Origin of the sequence: Pseudoalteromonas sp. 31A1, from assembly GCF_011378815.1 — a bacterium.
GTDB classification, from domain to species: Bacteria; Pseudomonadota; Gammaproteobacteria; order Enterobacterales; family Alteromonadaceae; genus Pseudoalteromonas; species Pseudoalteromonas arctica.
In genome coordinates this window covers 83,832-102,002 of the sequence record NZ_WTKY01000005.1, presented here as the reverse complement: position 1 = coordinate 102,002, position 18,171 = coordinate 83,832, and the positions used below count along the sequence as shown (strand labels likewise).

Below are 18,171 nucleotides of genomic sequence, written 5' to 3'. Positions count from 1 at the left end.
TCTAGCAATGAAATAATAAACGTCACTATCTATTAGCTCTGTATTTTAATACAGAGCTTTTTGTGTTTATGCTCAGTATGAAAAATATTTAAGTTCTGTTTTATTCGCTAGTTTTAGCCGTCTACGAGTGTTAGTTTAGCGTTAATGAAAATTAAATCTCACGCAATGAATTTAATTTTTAATGTATTAAGGCATCTTTTATGAATCAAACAGTGGAACAAACAATGAAAAAAGTAGGATTAGTCGGTTGGCGTGGCATGGTTGGCTCTGTGTTATTAGAACGTATGCAGCAGCAAAGTGATTTTGCCCATATCGACACCACCTTTTTCACCACCTCACAAGCGGGTCAACCAGGCCCAGATATAGCCGGCGACGCAAAACCATTACTTGATGCAAGTGACATTAGCAAACTTGCTAAAATGGATATTATTGTTACGTGTCAAGGCGGCGATTACACCAATGCGGTATATCCAAAACTTCGAGAGTCTGGTTGGGATGGTTACTGGATTGATGCAGCTTCAGCACTGCGTATGAGTGAGGACAGCATAATAGTGCTTGATCCTGTAAACAAAGATGTAATTGAACAAGGCTTAGCGCAGGGCGTTAAAACCTTTGTGGGCGGTAACTGTACAGTATCGTTGATGTTACTTGCATTAGGTGGTTTATTTGAGCAAGACCTAATTGAATGGGTAAGCCCAATGACTTACCAAGCGGCGTCGGGCGCTGGTGCACGAAATATGAAAGAGCTTATTGCACAAATGGGCGCTATTCATGCAAGTGTTGCAGATAAAATAGATAATCCAAGCTCTGCTATTTTAGAAATTGATAAAATAGTAAGCGAAACGATGGCGTCGAGTGATTTACCACAAGACCAATTTGGTGTGCCACTTGCCGGTAGCTTGATCCCGTGGATTGACGTCCCTATGCCAAGCGGTCAGTCAAAAGAAGAATGGAAAGCGCAGGTAGAAGCGAATAAAATTTTAGGCTCTTCAAAGCAACCAGTACCTATTGACGGTTTATGTGTACGTATTGGCGCTATGCGTTGTCACTCTCAAGCGATGACCATTAAGTTACGTGAAGATTTGAGCGTAGAAAAAATTGAAGAAATTTTAGCGTCTCATAACGAGTGGGTTAAAGTAATTCCGAACGAGCGTGAAATTAGCTCAACAGATTTAACACCCGTTAAAGTAACAGGCACTTTAAGCATTCCTGTTGGCCGTATTCGTAAATTAGCGATGGGGCCAAAATACATCAGCGCATTTACAGTAGGCGATCAGCTTTTATGGGGAGCGGCAGAGCCACTTCGTCGTATGCTACGCATAATTGTTGATGATGAGTAATATATAATCAGTATTAACAAAAGGGGTTGGCAATTTGCCAGCCCTTTTTAGTTTAATGGCTTATAAAACAGCTTAAGAGGCTTAAACAATACTTTTTTATGAATGTTCACTGTTGTTTATTATTGAACTTAAGTAAACTGTTTACATTGTGAAACAGCCTATTCAAGTAACATTAATGACCTCTCATATAAATAACTTTGCCAATAAGCGATTAGCATTTGTTAGCTCCTATTTTAGTTCTGCAATTGCTATAAACACGGTTGTTTCTTGTTTTCTTATTTTTAGCAGTATTAACCACAGCGCCTCGCAAGAAAAATTTTACTGGCTTTTTACGTTATCATTTATTTCATTACTTCGAATAGCCAGCCATGTATTTGTTAACAACAGCCATGCTTTTAAATATCATCTGTATTTTATTGGTTTATTATTAACTGCTTTAACGTGGGCTGCTTTTCCTATTTTGTTTTATGAAAACATGGGAATACAGGAGAAATTTGTCTCTCTGGTTGTTTTTAGCTCCCTAGCTGGTGGCGGTGTTAATGTTTTAGCCTCTGATATCCGTTCATCACTGTCGTACATAACCTGCTTGTTGGTTCCATTTAGTATTTTATTACTTTTACAGCCAATAGAAGATGAAAATGTATTAGGTGTTTTAGGACTCGTTTTATGGTTTATTTTATGTTTTGTAACGGCTATACGCAGTGCAAAAGATGTAAAGTCATCCATTAATAATGAACTTAAGTTAGATCAATTCATTGAAAACTTAGAAAATGAAGTGCAAGTTCGTACTGAAAAAATAATCCTTTTAGAGCAAAAAGACAATCTAACTAAATTGTTTAACAGGGGAAGTTTTGTTTCTAATGTTGAACTTGATTTAGCCGATCAAAACGATGATATTAAAGCTGTTTTATTTTTAGATATGGATGACTTTAAAATCATCAACGATAAATATGGCCATGATTTTGGTGACTTTGTATTAGCTCAAACAGGTAAACGCTTAGTTGAAACACAAACTCAAGGCGACTTTATTGCGTGTAGATGGGGAGGGGACGAGTTTATTTTTTATTCTCGTAATAACACCGAAGACGAGCTTTTTGACTGTGTTTTTAGATTAGTTAAAACTTTAACGAAAACAGTGAGTATGGATAGCTATCAAGTAAACCCTTCTTTTAAGGTTGGGCTGTATTTTACGCGCGAAAAATTTATCCTTGAAGACGCGATTAAATACGCTGATGTTGCTATGTACGAAGGTAAGAAAAACCGTAACGAAATATCGGTATTTGACGAGCGGATGCATGAATCGCTTAAAAGAGAAGAAGTACTTCGTAGTTCGATTAAAGAATGTGTAGAAAAAGGTGATTTTCATCTTTGCTATCAACCTATTGTTGATATAACTACAAACGATATAACCACGTTTGAAGTACTACTTCGTTGGCAATTTAATGATGAATTTATTCCGCCTTCAGAATTTATAGATATTGCTGAGCGATATGGAAAAATTAATATATTAGGTGAGTTTGTACTTGAGCAAGCTATTGCGAGCCTAAGTAAGTTAAATGCGGTAAATAGTAATATTGGACTGTCTATTAATGTGTCGGTGTTGCAACTAGAAAACCATAACTTTTTAGAATTTTTGGTTGGGCTTTTAAATAGATACGCAGTTAAACCATACAATGTCCATTTAGAAATAACAGAAACAGTGATGATTAAAAATTTACCGTATTTGTCAAAAGTGATTACGGCCATAAAAAATACCGGTGTACGTATTTCAATAGATGACTTTGGTACTGGTTTTTCTTCTATATCAGTTTTAAAAGAGCTATCAGTTGATTATATTAAAATAGATAAATCTTACATTGATAATATTTGTGAATGCTCAAAAGATAAAAGTATTGTATCTGCGGTAACTAACATGTCGCACATGATTGGTTGCCAAGTAATAGCGGAGGGCGTAGAAAACACAGCTCAGTTAACGTTATTACAAAGTTTACAAATTGATAAATACCAAGGCTTTATATTCAGTAAACCAGTTAGATTTGCCGATGCGCTTAAACTTATTAGTTAGAACGCTGACTTTTTAGACTCAAAGTTTGTTTTATCTAGGTTCGATTTAAGCGTGCCGTGTGTTTCTTGCTCGCTGCGAGCGGTAACTTCTTTTGTGTTATTCTATTAGCTTACATTCATATGAAAATAACTTAAAACGGAGCAATACGCCTCGTTTTTTTAATGCTATTTGCCTAAAGATGCTGCCGAAAATTCAACCTAAAAAGATAGGTAGGCCTTAGTAATAATGAACTTTTATTGACTTAATTCGCTTATATGAACTACCTGATTACGCCCTCCACTTTTAGCATGATAGAGTGCTTTATCTGCCTCATTTATTGCGCTTTCAATTGCGGTTTTATTACATTTAATATTTATTACGCCAAAACTTGCCGTAACATTAATTACTTTATCATTAAAATGAATCGGATTACTGGCGAGTGCGTTTCTTAGTTTTTCGGGGAATGCTTTAGCTGTAGGCTCGTCGTTACGTGCTATTAATAAGGTAAATTCTTCGCCACCAATTCGGCCAAACAAATCATCTGGATTTATGCAGTCTTGCATTATTTTCGCCGCTTCTACTAACACCACATCACCTCCTGCATGTCCAAACTCATCGTTTATTTTTTTAAATTTATCTATATCCCAATAAATTAAGCTTACGTACTTATAATTATTAAGTTTATCTTTTAGTTGCTCTTGGCTTTTATTATAAAACCCACGCCTATTTAAGCAGCCCGTAAGTACATCAGTCATTGCAAGATGGTTCATTTTTTCGGCTAAATCAGACGCCATTATGAATATTATAAATACGGCCATGCCTACATGAGCAGCAGGGACTGTCATAAAATTAATTAACGTATACAGCGCTATATATTCTTCATTTACTTGGCTACCTTGTAGTAACGCTATGCTTGCTGCAACAAATAAAAGTAATCCACATAGCGTATAAGTAATACTAGCGCCTATTTCAGCAGGGAGTGATTTTTGCTTATGCCTGAAAATAATAACCGCACTTAGTATCAGTAAGATCACATCGTAATACACATACAACGACATAAATAAGCCAACATGCACATTTATGGCTGTAAAATAATAAACAGCAGCAAGAGTTACTATTGCCGAGATGATTAAATAGCGAATTTTTATACTCGAATTTACCCTAATGCAATGCCCCCATGTACCAAGTAGCACAGAGCCTACTGAGAAGCTGCTTCCTAACATCCAATATAGTGTGTGAGAGTCAAATAATGGTTCTGCTAATATTGTTGCCCATTGGCATGCAGAGAGTGCGAATGCGATTGTCCAAAGCATGGCATATTGCTTTTTACCTAACGTAAACCACGACATTAAAAATATGACAGACCAAATAACACTGGTTAAAAATAGGGTAACTAATATATAAAAAACAGGGTTCATGTATTTTTATTCTTGTTTGCGTTAATTTTACTTTAGTAGATGAAAGCAGTTTATTCGAATCAATGCAGGTTATTAGTTGGCAAAAGTATAGATAGATAAGGATGGGAATCATTTCATTAAGCGGTGTATTTGAATAGTGGTATATCCCTTGCTGTAGTGACTGTAGTTTAGAGTTTAAGCTTATATGGCTTTGCTCTATTTGTAATTTTATACCTAACAGGTACTTAAGTTACAAATATTAGTAATTTTTACACGTTTATTTATGTACTTAATTAAAAAGTTTAACTAATTAGAGCCTGTTTATCTTTCGAGGTTAAATGTGCAGCCGTACGTTTGGTTTTTAGGTATGGTTGAGTTTATGTTGTGTGGTTGTTCTTCATAAATAGGCGATAACGCAGCATAAATGCCAAACATACGTTGCCCTACATAGAACAGAGTTTAATCCTTAAAGGTCAATAGGCCCTGGTTTTTAGCAAAGGAAATTACAATGCATTTTTCATCTACAACATTTCACACCAAATATTTTAAAGGTGTAATAGCGCTGATTGTATTGCTTATACTAATGCGAATAGCCGCGCCTTATGTAGTTCAATACTACGTAAATTATCAGTTAAAACATACGCAAGGTGTTACGGGGCATGTTGGTGATGTAGATTTGTTTTTATATCGCGGTGCCTACGCAATTGACGACGTTGAAATTTACGCTGTTGATGCAACTTCAGCTCCGAAGCCTTTACTGAGTATTCAAACTCTTGATTTTTCACTCGCGTGGTCAGCCCTTTTAAAGGGTAATTTAGTAACAAACATGGCCTTTACGCGTCCTGAAATAGTTATTTACGATAAAGACCCCAATGCTTCTGAGCAAAATAAACAAGTAAAAGACGAAACTACCTGGGTAGGGCTCGCCAATAACTTAGTACTGTTTTCTATTGATACCTTAACAATTGAGCAAGGAAAGTTAACCTTAGTTAATTCAACTAACAGCGGTGAAAATCCTACTTTTATATCAAGTATTAACGCCAAAATTGAAAATATAACGAATGCGCAAAACCTATCAAAAACACTTGTGACTACTCTAAACGTAGAGGGAGCATTAATGGGGCAGGCTGCATTAAAGCTTAATGGCAAATTAGACCCTTTTAGCAAACAGGCTAATTTTGATTTAAACGCAGAGGTACAGCGTTTTTCAGTTAAAAATTTAGACACTGTATTTAAAGTGTACACACCGTTTGATATTGAAGCCGGTGGCATTGATGGAGCAATGGAGCTTGTAGCTAAAGATAATAACTTAAATGGTTATGTAAAAGCGGGCGTTCAAAACTTGAGTGTGTTTTCGTGGCGTGAAGATATAGAAAAAGATGACGATGGAATATTTACGGCCATATTTGAAGGTAGTGTTGATTTGCTCAGCTCTATACTTGAAAACGATGAATCTAAGCTTGTAGCTGCACGTATTCCCATAGAGGGGCAATTGGATAATGCAGATGTATCGACTTTCCAAGCAGTTATTTCGGTGCTAAAAAATGCTTTTTTTGATGCCTTTAAAATGAAAGTCGATAACGTTATTTCTTTTGAAGATACAGATAATAAATCTAATACCGAGGGAAATTAAAGCGCTTTGGTAATTTTAGTTTAATTAGAATTTTAAACGGCACCCACTTTTTAAACTTTAAGTGGGTGCTTTAGTACTCTGAACAGATTAGTTTTTGCGGTTACTCAAAAGCTCTTTAAGCTCAGCAATTTGTGATTGCAGCTCGTTTACTTGCCCTTGCGTTGCAGGTAATGAGCTATCATCTGCGAGCTCTTCTCGTGCTTTGCGGTGCTCCTCACTCATAACTTCTAAAATGGCACCTACCATCATGTTTAAAAATACAAATGCGGTTAAAAATATAAACGTAAGGTAATAAATCCAGCTTAGTTCGTACACCGCCATTGTTTCGTACATTATATCGGTCCAATCTTCAAACGTTGCCACCCTAAATAAGGTAAGCATTGAGATTGATACGTCTTGCCAAAGTACGGGGTTTATTTCAGCAAACATCATGCTGCCCATTGCTGCGTATATATAAAAAATAACAAACATTAATAGGGCTATATAACCCATTTGCGGAATAGCTTTAAGGAGTGAATTAACCAATAAGCGCAGCTCTGGGATCATCGATACCAATCGCAATACTCTAAATATGCGCAGTAGACGAGCAATTAACATAGTAGAGCCAGCAGCAGGATATAAACTGCCCAATACTATGATGGTGTCGAATATGTTCCACCCCTTCGAAAAGAAGTGTTTTATGCCTTTGCTTGCAACATAGCGGATTATTAGTTCAATTAAAAAGAATGCGGTAATGCCAACGTCCATCCAATTTAGAGCAAGCTCTACGGTAGGATGTAGTGAGTAAGTGTGTGCACCTACTGTAAGAGCAGAAACAATAATTACAGCTATAACAAATGATTGAAATATCTTGCTTTTGTCTATACGCTGAAACAACTTTTGTAACTGCGACATCATAGAAATAGATCCTTTGGGATTAAGATTTTATGGCGCTAATATACAATAATATTGTAATAATTTAACGCTTTTTCGATATAGAAAGTGTAAGGAAATTTAATGTTTATCAATAAACTAAAAAGTAGCGCATTACTTATTGTTGGATTATGTGTTTTAGCTGGTTGTAGCTCTGACGCGCGTTTTCATGAAGTTCAATCGGCGCGCCTTGATGAATGTAACTATAAAGCCGACAAAGAATATTACGAATGCCTAGATAAACAAGACTCTAACTACGAAGAGTTTAAAAAACAGCAACAAGCAGAAACTAAATAAGTAACCTTTATATTTATGACTAAAACTCAAAAGCAGCGCGATAAGCACATTCGACTAGCACTTACTAATGCATGCGAGGCAATAAAAGAAAGCGTAATTGGTTTTGATTATCTAACGCATACCATTGACTTAAATAACGAGGCCAATACGTTAAAAGTACAGTGCTATTTTAACGATGATATAGCCCTTGAAAGTGCAAAACCGCAACTTAACGAATTAACAAATATAATACTCAAAGAGCTTACGAGTATTAAGTTGAACGCAAAACCAGCACATATTTCATTTTCCGCCAATTAACAGAGCTTTTGTTGGTTTGATAGCACATGGACGTTATAATTAGATAAATTATTTTTAGGGTTTAAATTATGGCTGTTCCTACGCGTTCGCAAATTTCACCAGGTATCACAGTAAATATTGTATTAAAAGAAGATCAACGCAGCGGTACGTTAACCGAAGGTGTTGTTGAGCGTCTTTTAACAAAGTCACCTAATCACCCTCACGGCATTAAAGTGCGTTTAGAAGATGGTCAAGTTGGCCGAGTAAAAGAGATTTTATAATGGCAGCGTTAACAGAACAGGCTTTTTGGGAATTAGTAACAACGCCTGATTTAGGGCTCGATCCGCAAAGTGCTAGCGATAACCTAAAAACTAAACTTAATGATTTAAGCGATCAACACCTTATTGATTTTGATAAGCATTTTGGCATACATATGCGCAAATGCTTTACCTGGGATTTGTTTGGCGCCGCCTTTGTTATGGCTGGATGTAACGACGATTACGGTTTTAGCGAATTTAGATGTTGGTTAATTTCGCGCGGTAAAACAGTTTTCGAAAACGCCTTAGAAAATGCTGATTCGATAGCGCAGTGTACACCCGTTTATTACTTAAACGAGCAGCCTTATCCGTACATTGATGAGTATGACTTAATAGCCGGTTTATTATTTGAAGAACGCAGTGAAGACGAATTGCCGTTTATCCCATCTGGCAGTGATGAACCCAAAGGTAAACGTTTTAAAGACAAACCTAAGTTTTTAAAGCAAAGCTACCCTTTATTATTTGCAAAGTACTGGCAATAAAATAAATACCAATTCGTATAACTAGTTAAACAATCTAATGAGTTCAATTGACCCTTACAATTAAGCGCATTGGTATAAATCGTTTTGTTGTTTAAGTACGTATTAGATAAAGTGCTTAACAACAAAATGGTTTGTAATGAGTATCTAGGGCATGTTTACCTTTGGTGGTTGAATTTGTTCGATCCAAGAAGGATTTAATCGCGGCGCGAAATTTGTAAACTAGTGGGCTCGACAACTGCTCCTGGGTTATTCTAGTAAGAATAAGTAAAAACCGAGCAAAGCTTCCGCGTCCTACTCACGCGCTCGCTCCTGTAATACGACTTCTCTCCTTTTATAGTAAATCTCTGTTATAGTTGTTAAAAGTTATAAAAGCTAAGTGATTAGGCATTTTGCTATTATTTAACACGCTGACTCACGAGGATACACCCACGAAATGAAATATTTAACACTCGCTTTATTAACTGTCGCTTTTACAAGTGCAAATGCTTTTTCTGAGCCGAGTAATAAAACACGATTTATACCGTTTTTAAAGTCAAAACTGGGGGCATACGAAGTTGTGTCGACCAATTCAGGGTTATGCGTTAATAGCGATTTGAGTTTGACAGACGAAAGTGATTTAAGTGCAGGTTTTAAACTTGGAGAACAAATTGTATTTGGATCGCTCCACAATGGTACTCGCACTATTAAAAAACCAAACTTTTGTTTTATAACCAGTACGCTTAAATATAAAAGTGATGGCCTTGAAAACGGTTTAAGAATGAGCCGTTGTGAAAACCCTGCAAACGAAAAAACAATCAGTCAAAGTATCAAATTCTTAGCTGATAACACACTAAAATACACATTAAGCGAACCTAGTGTAGAGTGCACATTTAAAAAAGCAGACGAGAGCAAATAAAGCATCTAGTAAGTAGTAAATCATTCGCAGTATATTTTAGGGATATCGCGCCAACGCGTAGTGTACTGCGGCGATAAAAAATCACGGTTCATGTGCCATCGGTCATTTAATTTACTGCTTGCAAGGCTGAGCATCCCTTTTCCGTATCGATTGTTAATTGTGTCTAGGCATTGCATAAGCTTTGGATTATCAGGGCTCTTATTAAATAAGTCATTTTGCTGAAACTGTTCTGATATTAGCTCTACCGCGCCCACACCACACTTATAAAACCGAACTCCCGGTTGGTAAATATTATTAAATACCTCAGATACAGCATTAGCCATCACGCAGGTGTCGTTAGTGGGTGAGGGGAACTTATATACAAACGACTTTTTATAATATCTGTTTTCGTGCGCGCCACTGGCTGCAAAAATATAAAGCTGGTAGGTGAGCGAACGTTGCGCTCTTAGTTTATTAGCCACTGTGGTTACATGGTTAATTAGCGCCGTTTTAAGGGCTGTTGGCTCGCATATGCGCTCTCCAAAACTACGGGTCGAATAAATCTCTCGCTTGTCTTGTCGTACATCGTCCCAGTTTAAACATGTTATCCCGTTAAGTTCGCTTACTGTACGTTCAACAACCACACTAAATGCACGGCGCATTGCTTTAGGGTTTTGCTGAGCAAGGTCCCAAGCGGTGTGTATATTCATTATTTTAAGCTTTTTAGCTAGTCGCCGGCCTATTCCCCACACATCTTCGCAGCTCATTCTTTGTAAAATAGCTTGGCGAGTTTGCTCGCTATTTATTACTGCAACACCATTAAAGCCACTGAGCTTTTTAGCGGCATGGTTAGCGGCTTTTGCTAAAGTAGGGGTCGGGCCAAAACCAACACCTACAGGAAGCTTTGTTTCGCGCCATACTGTGCGCCTTATTGTATGGCCGTATTCATGCCAGTCTTTAATTAATGATGTGTAGCCATTAAAGTGCAAAAACGATTCATCAATACTGTATATGTGCTGTGTATCGCAAAAGCGGCCAATAATATTCATCATTTTGTCGCTTAAATCAGCGTAAAGCTCATAATTGCTAGATCGAATAACTACGTTATTTTGCTCAAGTAAATGCTTAACTTTAAAGTACGGGCCAAATTTAGGAATATTTAAGCGCCGAGCAATAGGACAAATAGCGCATACACAGCCATCGTTATTGGTAAGTACAACCACGGGTTTGGAGCGAATAGCAGGGTCGAATACTTTTTCGGCACTGGCATAAAATGACACAGCATCAACTAAGGCATACATTTTAGTAACTCTGGGCTTTGCCTGTGCATTCTTATTGATAGCGTTACTACGCCTTCTAGCTGAAATTCGTCTGAAGAGGTTAGTTGTACAGGCTTATGTAAAGAAGAAGCCGAAAGCAGCCTCGCATTGGTTTTATCAAGTAGTTTGCATACAAAAAGACCATTTAAGTTAGCAACAATAACGTCACCATTTTCTGCAGGCTCTGCACGGTCGATTACTAATAAGTCCCCTTCAAAAATTCCGACTTCTTGCATAGAGTTACCCGATGCAATACCAATAAACGTAGCATCTGGATGCTTTATTAAAAGCTCATCAAGGGTTACACCTAGCTCGGTGTACTGCGCTGCGGGGGATTCAAAACCACACACGCCTGCTTCTATATAAATGGGAATGACAAACATAACACAACCTAAAACGCATATACTGTATAAGTGTACAGTATATGCGTTTTGTGTAAGTTATGCCAAGAAATGTATGGCTGATCAATCCATGTTTTTGATCATTTGTTGTGCGGTATCTAAAAAGTCTTTGATTTGTTGAGGGTTTAAGTTTTTACACATTTGATTATTTATTTTTTTCTCTGAGGCTAATAACTTATCAAAAAGAACTTTACCTTGCTCTGTGAGCGACAAAATAAAGCAGCGTTTATCGTGCTCACTCGCCTGTTTATTAATTAAATTTAAGCCAATAAGATCTTTAATTAAACGTGCTATTTGCGCTTTGTCGCGCTGTGTTTTAGTAACTATATCGTTAGCCGTACAGTTATTTACGTTCGCGATAATATGTATGCAGCGTACGTGCATAGCATTAATACCAAGTTCGCCTGCGTTAATTGCTTCACGAATTGTGACACGGTAATTTTGCATTAGTTCAAACAGCGTATTTGATAAAGGTGTATTCATAGAGCTCTCAATATGGTTGACAAAGTCAATTAAATTGTTATAGTTGATTTTATCAACCAATGGGGCGTTGTGCAATGACTGCTTTTATAGCAGTTAATTATTTAAACCTAAGTTTTGTAAACGAGGTGATTTAAAATGGGTAAACAAGTTCGCAAAGCAACAGTATTAAGCACTGAGCAAATTACACCGCACTTACAGCGCATTGTTGTAGGCTCAGACGATTTTGCAGATATAACCTCCGCGCACATTGGTAATTATGTAAAAGTACTGTTCCCAAAAAATGGTGAAGTAGATTTTAACTTAAAAACAGCGTGTATGCGATCATACACAATAAGGCATGTGGATGCGCAAACCGGCGCACTAACGCTTGATTTTGTTATAAATATGCACCAAGGCCCCGCGACTAACTGGGCTAAAATTGCAAAAGTAGGCGACGCGCTAGGTATAGCTGGACCAGGCCCTAAAAAATTAGATAATTACGCGCACCCTCATTATATATTATTGGGCGATTTAACCTCAGTAAATGCTATAAAAGGCTATGTGCAGCAGTTACCTGAAGCTGCAAAAATTGATGCATTTGTACATGCCCCTACTGAGCAAGACATTATCGATTTAGAAACAAATCGCGATATAAACTGGTTAATTACCAATAATGCCGATACAGCAATGCTAAGTGCACTTAAAAATTTGCACATTACAGAGCAGCCACCTATTGTGTTTATGGCACTGGAGGCAGGCCTTGTACGTACAGTAAAAACACTGCTAACTGAGCACCTTAATATACCGCGCGGTAATATTGTATCCTCTGGTTATTGGAAAAAAGGCGTAGACTCAGAAGGCTATAAAAAGCTGCGCCAACGTGATGCACAGCTTGCTTGAATACCTTAGAGCAAAATAACATATACCTATTTTGCTTTAATACCTCTGCGTAACTTGAATTGACCTAATAGCAGACCCATTTAAGTGTTTTATGCTAATGATGTAATCCATTATTAGCATGCATTTTTAGGAGCTGCTATTTTGTTAACTTCCATTCCTTTTTCGTTACTCGAACTTGCCCCCATGATCAAAGGGGACAGCGTTACTAACACTCTTCATAAAAGTACTAAATACGCCCAACGTGCAGATGAACTTGGCTTTAACCGTTTTTGGCTTGCTGAGCATCATAATATGCCTGGTATAATTTGCGCTGCCACTTCTATTTTGGTTGGCCATATTGCAGGTAATACCAAAAAGATACGCGTTGGATCGGGCGGTATTATGCTGCCAAACCACTCCCCATTAGTTGTTGCTGAACAATTTGGTACGTTAGAGAGCTTATATCCAGGGCGAATAGATTTAGGACTAGGGCGCGCACCAGGCAGCGACCCTGTAACGAGTCGTGCATTAAACAACGATATGAGCCGTGCAGAAAACTTCCCGGGTGAAGTAACTGAACTGCAAACATTGTTAGGTCCTTACAACGGTACGCACCCTATACGTGCTATACCGGGTGAGGACACAAACGTTCCTATTTGGTTATTAGGCTCGAGTTTATTTAGCGCGCAACTAGCGGCGCAAAAAGGGTTACCGTATGTATTTGCAGGACATTTTGCACCGCGCTTCGTGCACGATGCAATAGCGTTGTATAAGCGCGAATTTAAAGCATCAAGCGACCTTGATAAGCCATACGTAATGCTTGCACTGCCTTTAGTGGCAGCAGACACCGACGATGAAGCGCAATACTTGTCGACTACTTCTAAGCAACGTGTGCTCGAACTGATACGCGGTAACGAGCTGTGGCTAAAACCACCTGTTGAAAGTATGGACGGGTTGTGGAGCGAACAAGAACGCGCTCATGTAGAGAACTTTTTAAGTCTAAGCGTAGTAGGCGGACATGTAAGTATTAAACACAAGTTAGAGATGATAGCGAAGCAGCTAGAAGTAGATGAGTTTATATTTACCAATGATGTATTCGATAGTGAAAAACGCCACCGTGCACTCGAAATTTTAATGGAAATAAAACACTAAAATATAGTTAGTTAAGCAAGCGTACACTCTGGGCTTGTTAACATACAGACATCATCAAAAGTTAAACTTTTTTAACTCATTTTATTAACTTTAAGTGATGTCTGTATTTGTTATTTAAATATTCAAAGTAAATTTGATTGCTATTTTTAGTATATATTTTGCTTTATATATCGTTCTGTTTTTTCAATCGAACTGATTTAAATAATCAATTTTAAGATATCACTTTTATTTTTTATAATGTATGTATTAAACCAAACATCATTAAATAAAGGTAGGTTCACCGTGAAGTCTCTAAATAGCGCAACAGCTAATTCAGTTAACAAAACAGCGCAACCAAAAGTTGCACTGATTGCTGAAGGTGGCGGGCAGCGAGGGATCTTCACAGCTGGCGTACTTGATGCGTGGTTAGAGCAAGAATATGACCCATTCGATTTATTCATTGGCACCTCTGCAGGTTCGCAAAACTTAACTAGTTACTTAGCGCGTCAAAAAGGCTATGCCAAACGCCTAATTAGAGGGCTTTCGCGTAACAAACGTTTTTTTCAGCTTGGTCGCGGATTAGTGGGTAAACACATAGTTGACCTAGATTGGTACTTTGACAAAACCACTGAAGTAAAAAGAGCGATAGACTTTAAAACAGCAAAAATAAGTTTAGGCGAACGTGAGCTACTTATTACAGCTACTAATGCGCGAGACAGAAAGCCATATTACTTATCGCCAACAGGTGAAGATAATCAATGGCGCAATCTTTTAAAAGCATCAAGCGCACTGCCATTTTTGTACAAAGAGGGTGTAAAATTAACACCTTGGTCAAGTGCAAAAACAGCGAGCGAAACTCACTTAGTTGAAGAACAAACACAAGCTGATTTTTATCTTGATGGCGGCCTAGCTGCACCACTCCCAGTACGTGAAGCTTACAATCGAGGCGCTCGTAAAATTGTGGTAATAAGAACAGTTGACGCTAATTTTCAGGCGCAATCTGCATGGGTACAAAAGCTAAGAACATTTGCTATTGCATCAGGCTATTGTCCAAAAACATTAGACTACTTAATACAGCACGAGAAAGCGTATTTAGATGAACTTGAATTTATTGCAAACCCACCTGATGATGTAGAAATAATACAAATTTTTGCAGACGAAAAACTGCATAGCAAATTATTAGGCAGTTCAAATAACGATTTACGTTTTGATCATAAATTAGGCTTAGATGCTGGTCGCTCATACTTAGCAATGCAAAATTTACAGATTAACAGCAACAACCATTACAGTGCACCTACACAATACAGCTATAACTAATTAAATATAATTACAAAAAAAGCGCATAACTTTATGCGCTATTTTTTTGCCATTTTTAATCCTCATTGCGCCTAAACCTTACTGCATCAAAATAAAAACTATTGCATCCCGCACGCATACGCAAAATAAAATACTGAATCTTAAAAAGATATTATTGATTTTTTAACTAATCAATATAAAGTGTAGGTGTGATTTATTATTCACATTTATAGAAATAAAATTCAATGTTAAATGTGCTTACTTACAGATTATTAAACACCAATACACACTTCACTATCGGGTAAAGCCAAACTTAAACACTATTATGTTTAACGCATAATGAGCTGCCGGAGTTTTAAAGTTGAGTAGCGCTACATGCAGAGTTTAAAGTCGGTGCTAACATAAAGTAAAAGTATAAAATAAAAAAGGATTAGTAATGTTCGATACCGTCGTCAAAAGTGTAAACAACCTTTTGTGGGGAGAGGGTCAGGTACTTATTTATATACTTTTGTTTACAGGTATATGGTTTTCGGTACGACTAAAAGCAATTCAAATACTTAAATTTAAACATATGTTTAGCCTTTTAAAAGGCAGCAGTAAATGTAAAAAAGACGACATTTCATCATTCCAAGCGTTGTGTACAGGGCTTTGCGCACGAGTAGGGACAGGTAATTTAGCCGGTGTGGCAGTGGCAATTTCACTTGGCGGCAGCGGCGCTATATTTTGGATGTGGGTAATCGCCATATTGGGCATGGCTACAGGCTTTGCCGAAAGCGTACTTGGGCAAGTATATAAAGTGCGCGATAGTGGCGGCGAGTTTAGAGGCGGCCCTGCGTATTATATTCAACAAGGTTTGGGTAGCCGGGCGTTTGCAATTGTGTTTGCCGCGTGTTTGTTTTTAGGTTACGGCTTTACGTTTAGCGCAATGCAAACTAACACAATTACCGACGCGCTTAATTACGCGTTTGAAGTTCCTACATTTTATTCAGGTCTGGTTATTACCGTACTCGCAGGCTCAATTATACTCGGTGGCTTTAAAGCAATTGCCCGGTTTGCAGAGCGCGTTGTACCAATAATGGGCATTGTGTTTGTACTGGCAGCCGTAATTATTACTATTATAAACTTCACTCAAGTACCCGCAATGCTTAAAGATATATTTTTATCGGCGTTCGGTTTACAAGAAGCCGGCGCCGGTGCAATGGGCGCAGCCATTAAAAACGGTATACAACGTGGTTTATATTCTAACGAGGCGGGCGCAGGTAGTGTGCCGCATGCATCAGCAAGTGCAAGCCCTATTCCTAATCATCCTGTAACGCAAGGTTACATACAAATGTTAGGCGTATTTTTCGATACAATCGTACTGTGTAGCTGTACTGCGGTGATCATTTTATTAGCCGATGTAGACATAAGCGGCGAAATGGAAGGTATTCGCTTAACGCAAAGCGCCATGACCGCTCACTTAGCACAAGGTGGTGTTTACTTTGTAGCAGCTGCAATTACCTTATTTGCGTTTACCTCGGTAGTGGCAAATTACGCCTATGCAGAGAGTAACTTGCACCTCTTTAAGCTCGACAACAAAGTAGGGCGCGGCATTTACACTTTGCTTTATTTATCAATGATGTTGTGGGGCGCATCAGCCACGTTAAAAGAAGTATGGGATTTAGCCGATATTGCCTTAGGGTTAATGACAGTGGTTAACGTTATCGCTATTATACTGTTAACGCCGACTATTTTGTCTGTTACCAGCGATTACCACGCGCAAAGAGACAAAGGTTTAGAGCCCGAATTTAAAGTAAAAGATGTAAAAGTACAGGGTAAATGCGAAGACGGCATTTGGGACTGATTAACGTATTTTAAGCACTTTTAACGATAAAAAGCGGTTTTATGGCAACATAAAATCGCTTTTTGTTTTGAATAATTATTCACTTTAAGTTTTAAATAAACAACTAAAATAACCAATAATAAAGGCACTATTTTTTAGATGATTGAGATCCACGCAGGTAAAGCCGCAGCAAAAATAATAAACGAACAAGGCTTTAAACCAGAACTTTTCACCTCTTTTTTAGGCGCAAGTGGTGGCCCAAAATGGTTTACATTATTTGGTTTAGATAAATATATTTTTGGTGAATTTTTTAAAAACCGAACCCAGCCTCTTAATTTAATTGGATCATCAGCTGGCGCTTTTCGTTCTGCGTGTTTTGCACAAAAAGATCCTGTTGCAGCTATTGAGCGCTTAGCAAAATCGTATTCGCAAACCCGATACTCGAGTAATAAACCAACACCAAATGAAATTACAATAAAAGCGCGCGCATTACTTGAAGATGTATTTGGTGATAACGGCGTAACCGAAATTATAAACAACCCCGTATTTAAAGCGCACTTTATAGTGGCTAAATCGAATGGGTTCATAGCCAGCGAAAATAAATTAATACAGTTAATGGGTTTATCAAAAAGTTATATGTTAAACCGCGTTAACCGAAAATTATTAGGCTCGCAATATGAGCGTTTTATATTTGGCCCAGCAACAAGCGACTTATCAATTACCGACAGCTACAATTTTAAAACACAAAACATAGCACTCACACAAACAAACTTAAAAGATGCATTACTTGCATCAGGCTCTATACCGCTTGTTATGCAAGGTATAAAAAATATTGCAGGCTCACCACCTGGAATATATCGCGACGGCGGAATTATTGACTACCACTTTGATTTAAAAATAAATAACCCAGGCTTAATTTTATATCCGCATTTTAATTCAGAGCCAAAAGCAGGGTGGTTCGATAAAAATTTAAAACGCAAAGTGTCACCTATTAATTACGATAATGTAGTGATGATCACCCCATCAAAAGAATTTATAGCAAGCTTACCTTACGGAAAAATTCCAGACAGGAATGACTTTACCGATCTAGATGCAGACACACGTATTAAATATTGGAATACCGTTTTTAGTGAAACTGAAAAATTAGCTGAAGCGTTTGATACTAAATTAAATAATGAAAACTTTAATTTATTATCATATTACTAATTTGATAACTGAAAATTGGCAACTCATAAATTACAGTATGTACTCTATAAATATTTCATATTAAATTCAGTGTGTTAAATTAA

At 37.5% G+C, this 18,171-nt stretch carries 18 protein-coding genes; 13 read left to right on the top strand and 5 right to left on the bottom strand.

The window, feature by feature from the left end:
• Positions 1-200 precede the first annotated feature (200 nt).
• Together asd and GQR52_RS07105 are read left to right on the top strand one after the other, a co-directional pair.
• Positions 201-1,340, top strand: a complete 1,140-nt coding sequence (asd, locus tag GQR52_RS07110; RefSeq protein WP_165727964.1) for an aspartate-semialdehyde dehydrogenase — start codon at positions 201-203, stop codon at positions 1,338-1,340.
• Between the two features lie 175 nt (positions 1,341-1,515).
• Positions 1,516-3,405, top strand: a complete 1,890-nt coding sequence (locus GQR52_RS07105) for a bifunctional diguanylate cyclase/phosphodiesterase (RefSeq protein WP_206017417.1) — start codon at positions 1,516-1,518, stop codon at positions 3,403-3,405.
• 233 nt (positions 3,406-3,638) lie between these two features.
• On the opposite strand, the gene GQR52_RS07100 is transcribed toward GQR52_RS07105, so the two are convergent.
• Entirely contained in the window at positions 3,639-4,802 is a 1,164-nt protein-coding gene (locus GQR52_RS07100; RefSeq protein WP_165727962.1) for a GGDEF domain-containing protein, read from the bottom strand.
• A 487-nt stretch (positions 4,803-5,289) separates the two neighbouring features.
• Between GQR52_RS07100 and GQR52_RS07095 the strand changes: the two genes are divergently transcribed.
• Positions 5,290-6,414, top strand: coding sequence for a DUF748 domain-containing protein (locus GQR52_RS07095; RefSeq protein ID WP_165727961.1), 1,125 nt, complete (start codon positions 5,290-5,292; stop codon positions 6,412-6,414).
• 87 nt (positions 6,415-6,501) lie between these two features.
• Here GQR52_RS07095 and GQR52_RS07090 read toward each other — a convergent pair whose 3' ends face one another.
• Positions 6,502-7,311, bottom strand: coding sequence for an ion transporter (locus tag GQR52_RS07090; protein WP_165727960.1), 810 nt, complete (start codon positions 7,309-7,311; stop codon positions 6,502-6,504).
• 99 nt (positions 7,312-7,410) lie between these two features.
• Between GQR52_RS07090 and GQR52_RS07085 the strand changes: the two genes are divergently transcribed.
• The 5 genes from GQR52_RS07085 (at position 7,411) to GQR52_RS07065 (ending at position 9,593) form a co-directional block, all read left to right on the top strand.
• Positions 7,411-7,623: a hypothetical protein gene (locus tag GQR52_RS07085; RefSeq protein ID WP_007583226.1), complete on the top strand. Its 213-nt coding sequence runs from the start codon at positions 7,411-7,413 to the stop codon at positions 7,621-7,623.
• Between the two features lie 15 nt (positions 7,624-7,638).
• A complete protein-coding gene (locus GQR52_RS07080; RefSeq protein WP_007583225.1) occupies positions 7,639-7,920 on the top strand; it encodes a hypothetical protein in 282 nt (93 codons plus the stop codon).
• Positions 7,921-7,988: 68 nt separating this feature from the next.
• Positions 7,989-8,180 (top strand): YwbE family protein, encoded by a 192-nt coding sequence (locus tag GQR52_RS07075; protein WP_007377588.1) that lies wholly within the window; start codon positions 7,989-7,991, stop codon positions 8,178-8,180.
• A complete protein-coding gene (locus GQR52_RS07070; RefSeq protein ID WP_165727959.1) occupies positions 8,180-8,698 on the top strand; it encodes a DUF4240 domain-containing protein in 519 nt (172 codons plus the stop codon). The genes GQR52_RS07075 and GQR52_RS07070 overlap by 1 nt, the downstream gene beginning before the upstream one ends.
• Positions 8,699-9,131: 433 nt before the next feature.
• On the top strand, positions 9,132-9,593 hold the full coding sequence (locus GQR52_RS07065) for a hypothetical protein (RefSeq protein ID WP_010552920.1): 462 nt from the start codon (positions 9,132-9,134) through the stop codon (positions 9,591-9,593).
• A gap of 20 nt (positions 9,594-9,613) precedes the next feature.
• Here the strand turns inward: GQR52_RS07065 and GQR52_RS07060 are convergent, their stop codons facing one another.
• The 3 genes from GQR52_RS07060 to GQR52_RS07050 form a co-directional block, all read right to left on the bottom strand.
• Complete coding sequence (locus GQR52_RS07060; RefSeq protein WP_165727958.1) at positions 9,614-10,873, bottom strand: Y-family DNA polymerase; 1,260 nt, start codon at positions 10,871-10,873, stop codon at positions 9,614-9,616.
• Positions 10,861-11,274 (bottom strand): S24 family peptidase, encoded by a 414-nt coding sequence (locus GQR52_RS07055; RefSeq protein ID WP_165727957.1) that lies wholly within the window; start codon positions 11,272-11,274, stop codon positions 10,861-10,863. Before GQR52_RS07055 ends, GQR52_RS07060 begins: the two co-directional genes overlap by 13 nt.
• An 81-nt stretch (positions 11,275-11,355) precedes the next feature.
• Positions 11,356-11,775 (bottom strand): MarR family transcriptional regulator, encoded by a 420-nt coding sequence (locus GQR52_RS07050; protein WP_010552917.1) that lies wholly within the window; start codon positions 11,773-11,775, stop codon positions 11,356-11,358.
• Positions 11,776-11,910: 135 nt separating this feature from the next.
• On the opposite strand from GQR52_RS07050, the gene GQR52_RS07045 reads away from it, so the two are divergent.
• From GQR52_RS07045 to GQR52_RS07025, 5 genes are all read left to right on the top strand, one after another.
• Positions 11,911-12,654 carry a siderophore-interacting protein gene (locus GQR52_RS07045; RefSeq protein ID WP_165727956.1) on the top strand — a complete coding sequence of 248 codons (744 nt, stop codon included), beginning with the start codon at positions 11,911-11,913 and terminating at the stop codon, positions 12,652-12,654.
• Between the two features lie 141 nt (positions 12,655-12,795).
• A complete protein-coding gene (locus GQR52_RS07040) occupies positions 12,796-13,785 on the top strand; it encodes an LLM class flavin-dependent oxidoreductase (RefSeq protein ID WP_165727955.1) in 990 nt (329 codons plus the stop codon).
• Positions 13,786-14,067: 282 nt separating this feature from the next.
• Positions 14,068-15,081 carry a patatin family protein gene (locus GQR52_RS07035; protein ID WP_165727954.1) on the top strand — a complete coding sequence of 338 codons (1,014 nt, stop codon included), beginning with the start codon at positions 14,068-14,070 and terminating at the stop codon, positions 15,079-15,081.
• Between the two features lie 415 nt (positions 15,082-15,496).
• Positions 15,497-16,903, top strand: a complete 1,407-nt coding sequence (locus tag GQR52_RS07030; protein WP_165727953.1) for an alanine/glycine:cation symporter family protein — start codon at positions 15,497-15,499, stop codon at positions 16,901-16,903.
• Positions 16,904-17,041: 138 nt separating this feature from the next.
• Positions 17,042-18,088 (top strand): patatin-like phospholipase family protein, encoded by a 1,047-nt coding sequence (locus tag GQR52_RS07025; RefSeq protein WP_165727952.1) that lies wholly within the window; start codon positions 17,042-17,044, stop codon positions 18,086-18,088.
• The last annotated feature ends 83 nt before the right edge of the window (positions 18,089-18,171 follow it).

What these genes read in the sequence shown, in the direction of transcription:
- GQR52_RS07050 (WP_010552917.1), bottom strand. Translation starts at nt 11,775, where the DNA reads ATGAATACACCTTTATCAAATACGCTGTTTGAACTAATGCAAAATTAC.
- GQR52_RS07095 (WP_165727961.1), top strand. Translation starts at nt 5,290, where the DNA reads ATGCATTTTTCATCTACAACATTTCACACCAAATATTTTAAAGGTGTA.
- GQR52_RS07100 (WP_165727962.1), bottom strand. Translation starts at nt 4,802, where the DNA reads ATGAACCCTGTTTTTTATATATTAGTTACCCTATTTTTAACCAGTGTT.
- GQR52_RS07070 (WP_165727959.1), top strand. Translation starts at nt 8,180, where the DNA reads ATGGCAGCGTTAACAGAACAGGCTTTTTGGGAATTAGTAACAACGCCT.
- GQR52_RS07085 (WP_007583226.1), top strand. Translation starts at nt 7,411, where the DNA reads ATGTTTATCAATAAACTAAAAAGTAGCGCATTACTTATTGTTGGATTA.
- asd (WP_165727964.1), top strand. Translation starts at nt 201, where the DNA reads ATGAATCAAACAGTGGAACAAACAATGAAAAAAGTAGGATTAGTCGGT.
- GQR52_RS07075 (WP_007377588.1), top strand. Translation starts at nt 7,989, where the DNA reads ATGGCTGTTCCTACGCGTTCGCAAATTTCACCAGGTATCACAGTAAAT.
- GQR52_RS07025 (WP_165727952.1), top strand. Translation starts at nt 17,042, where the DNA reads ATGATTGAGATCCACGCAGGTAAAGCCGCAGCAAAAATAATAAACGAA.
- GQR52_RS07060 (WP_165727958.1), bottom strand. Translation starts at nt 10,873, where the DNA reads ATGTATGCCTTAGTTGATGCTGTGTCATTTTATGCCAGTGCCGAAAAA.
- GQR52_RS07055 (WP_165727957.1), bottom strand. Translation starts at nt 11,274, where the DNA reads ATGTTTGTCATTCCCATTTATATAGAAGCAGGCGTGTGTGGTTTTGAA.
- GQR52_RS07090 (WP_165727960.1), bottom strand. Translation starts at nt 7,311, where the DNA reads ATGATGTCGCAGTTACAAAAGTTGTTTCAGCGTATAGACAAAAGCAAG.
- GQR52_RS07105 (WP_206017417.1), top strand. Translation starts at nt 1,516, where the DNA reads ATGACCTCTCATATAAATAACTTTGCCAATAAGCGATTAGCATTTGTT.
- GQR52_RS07045 (WP_165727956.1), top strand. Translation starts at nt 11,911, where the DNA reads ATGGGTAAACAAGTTCGCAAAGCAACAGTATTAAGCACTGAGCAAATT.
- GQR52_RS07080 (WP_007583225.1), top strand. Translation starts at nt 7,639, where the DNA reads ATGACTAAAACTCAAAAGCAGCGCGATAAGCACATTCGACTAGCACTT.
- GQR52_RS07065 (WP_010552920.1), top strand. Translation starts at nt 9,132, where the DNA reads ATGAAATATTTAACACTCGCTTTATTAACTGTCGCTTTTACAAGTGCA.
- GQR52_RS07030 (WP_165727953.1), top strand. Translation starts at nt 15,497, where the DNA reads ATGTTCGATACCGTCGTCAAAAGTGTAAACAACCTTTTGTGGGGAGAG.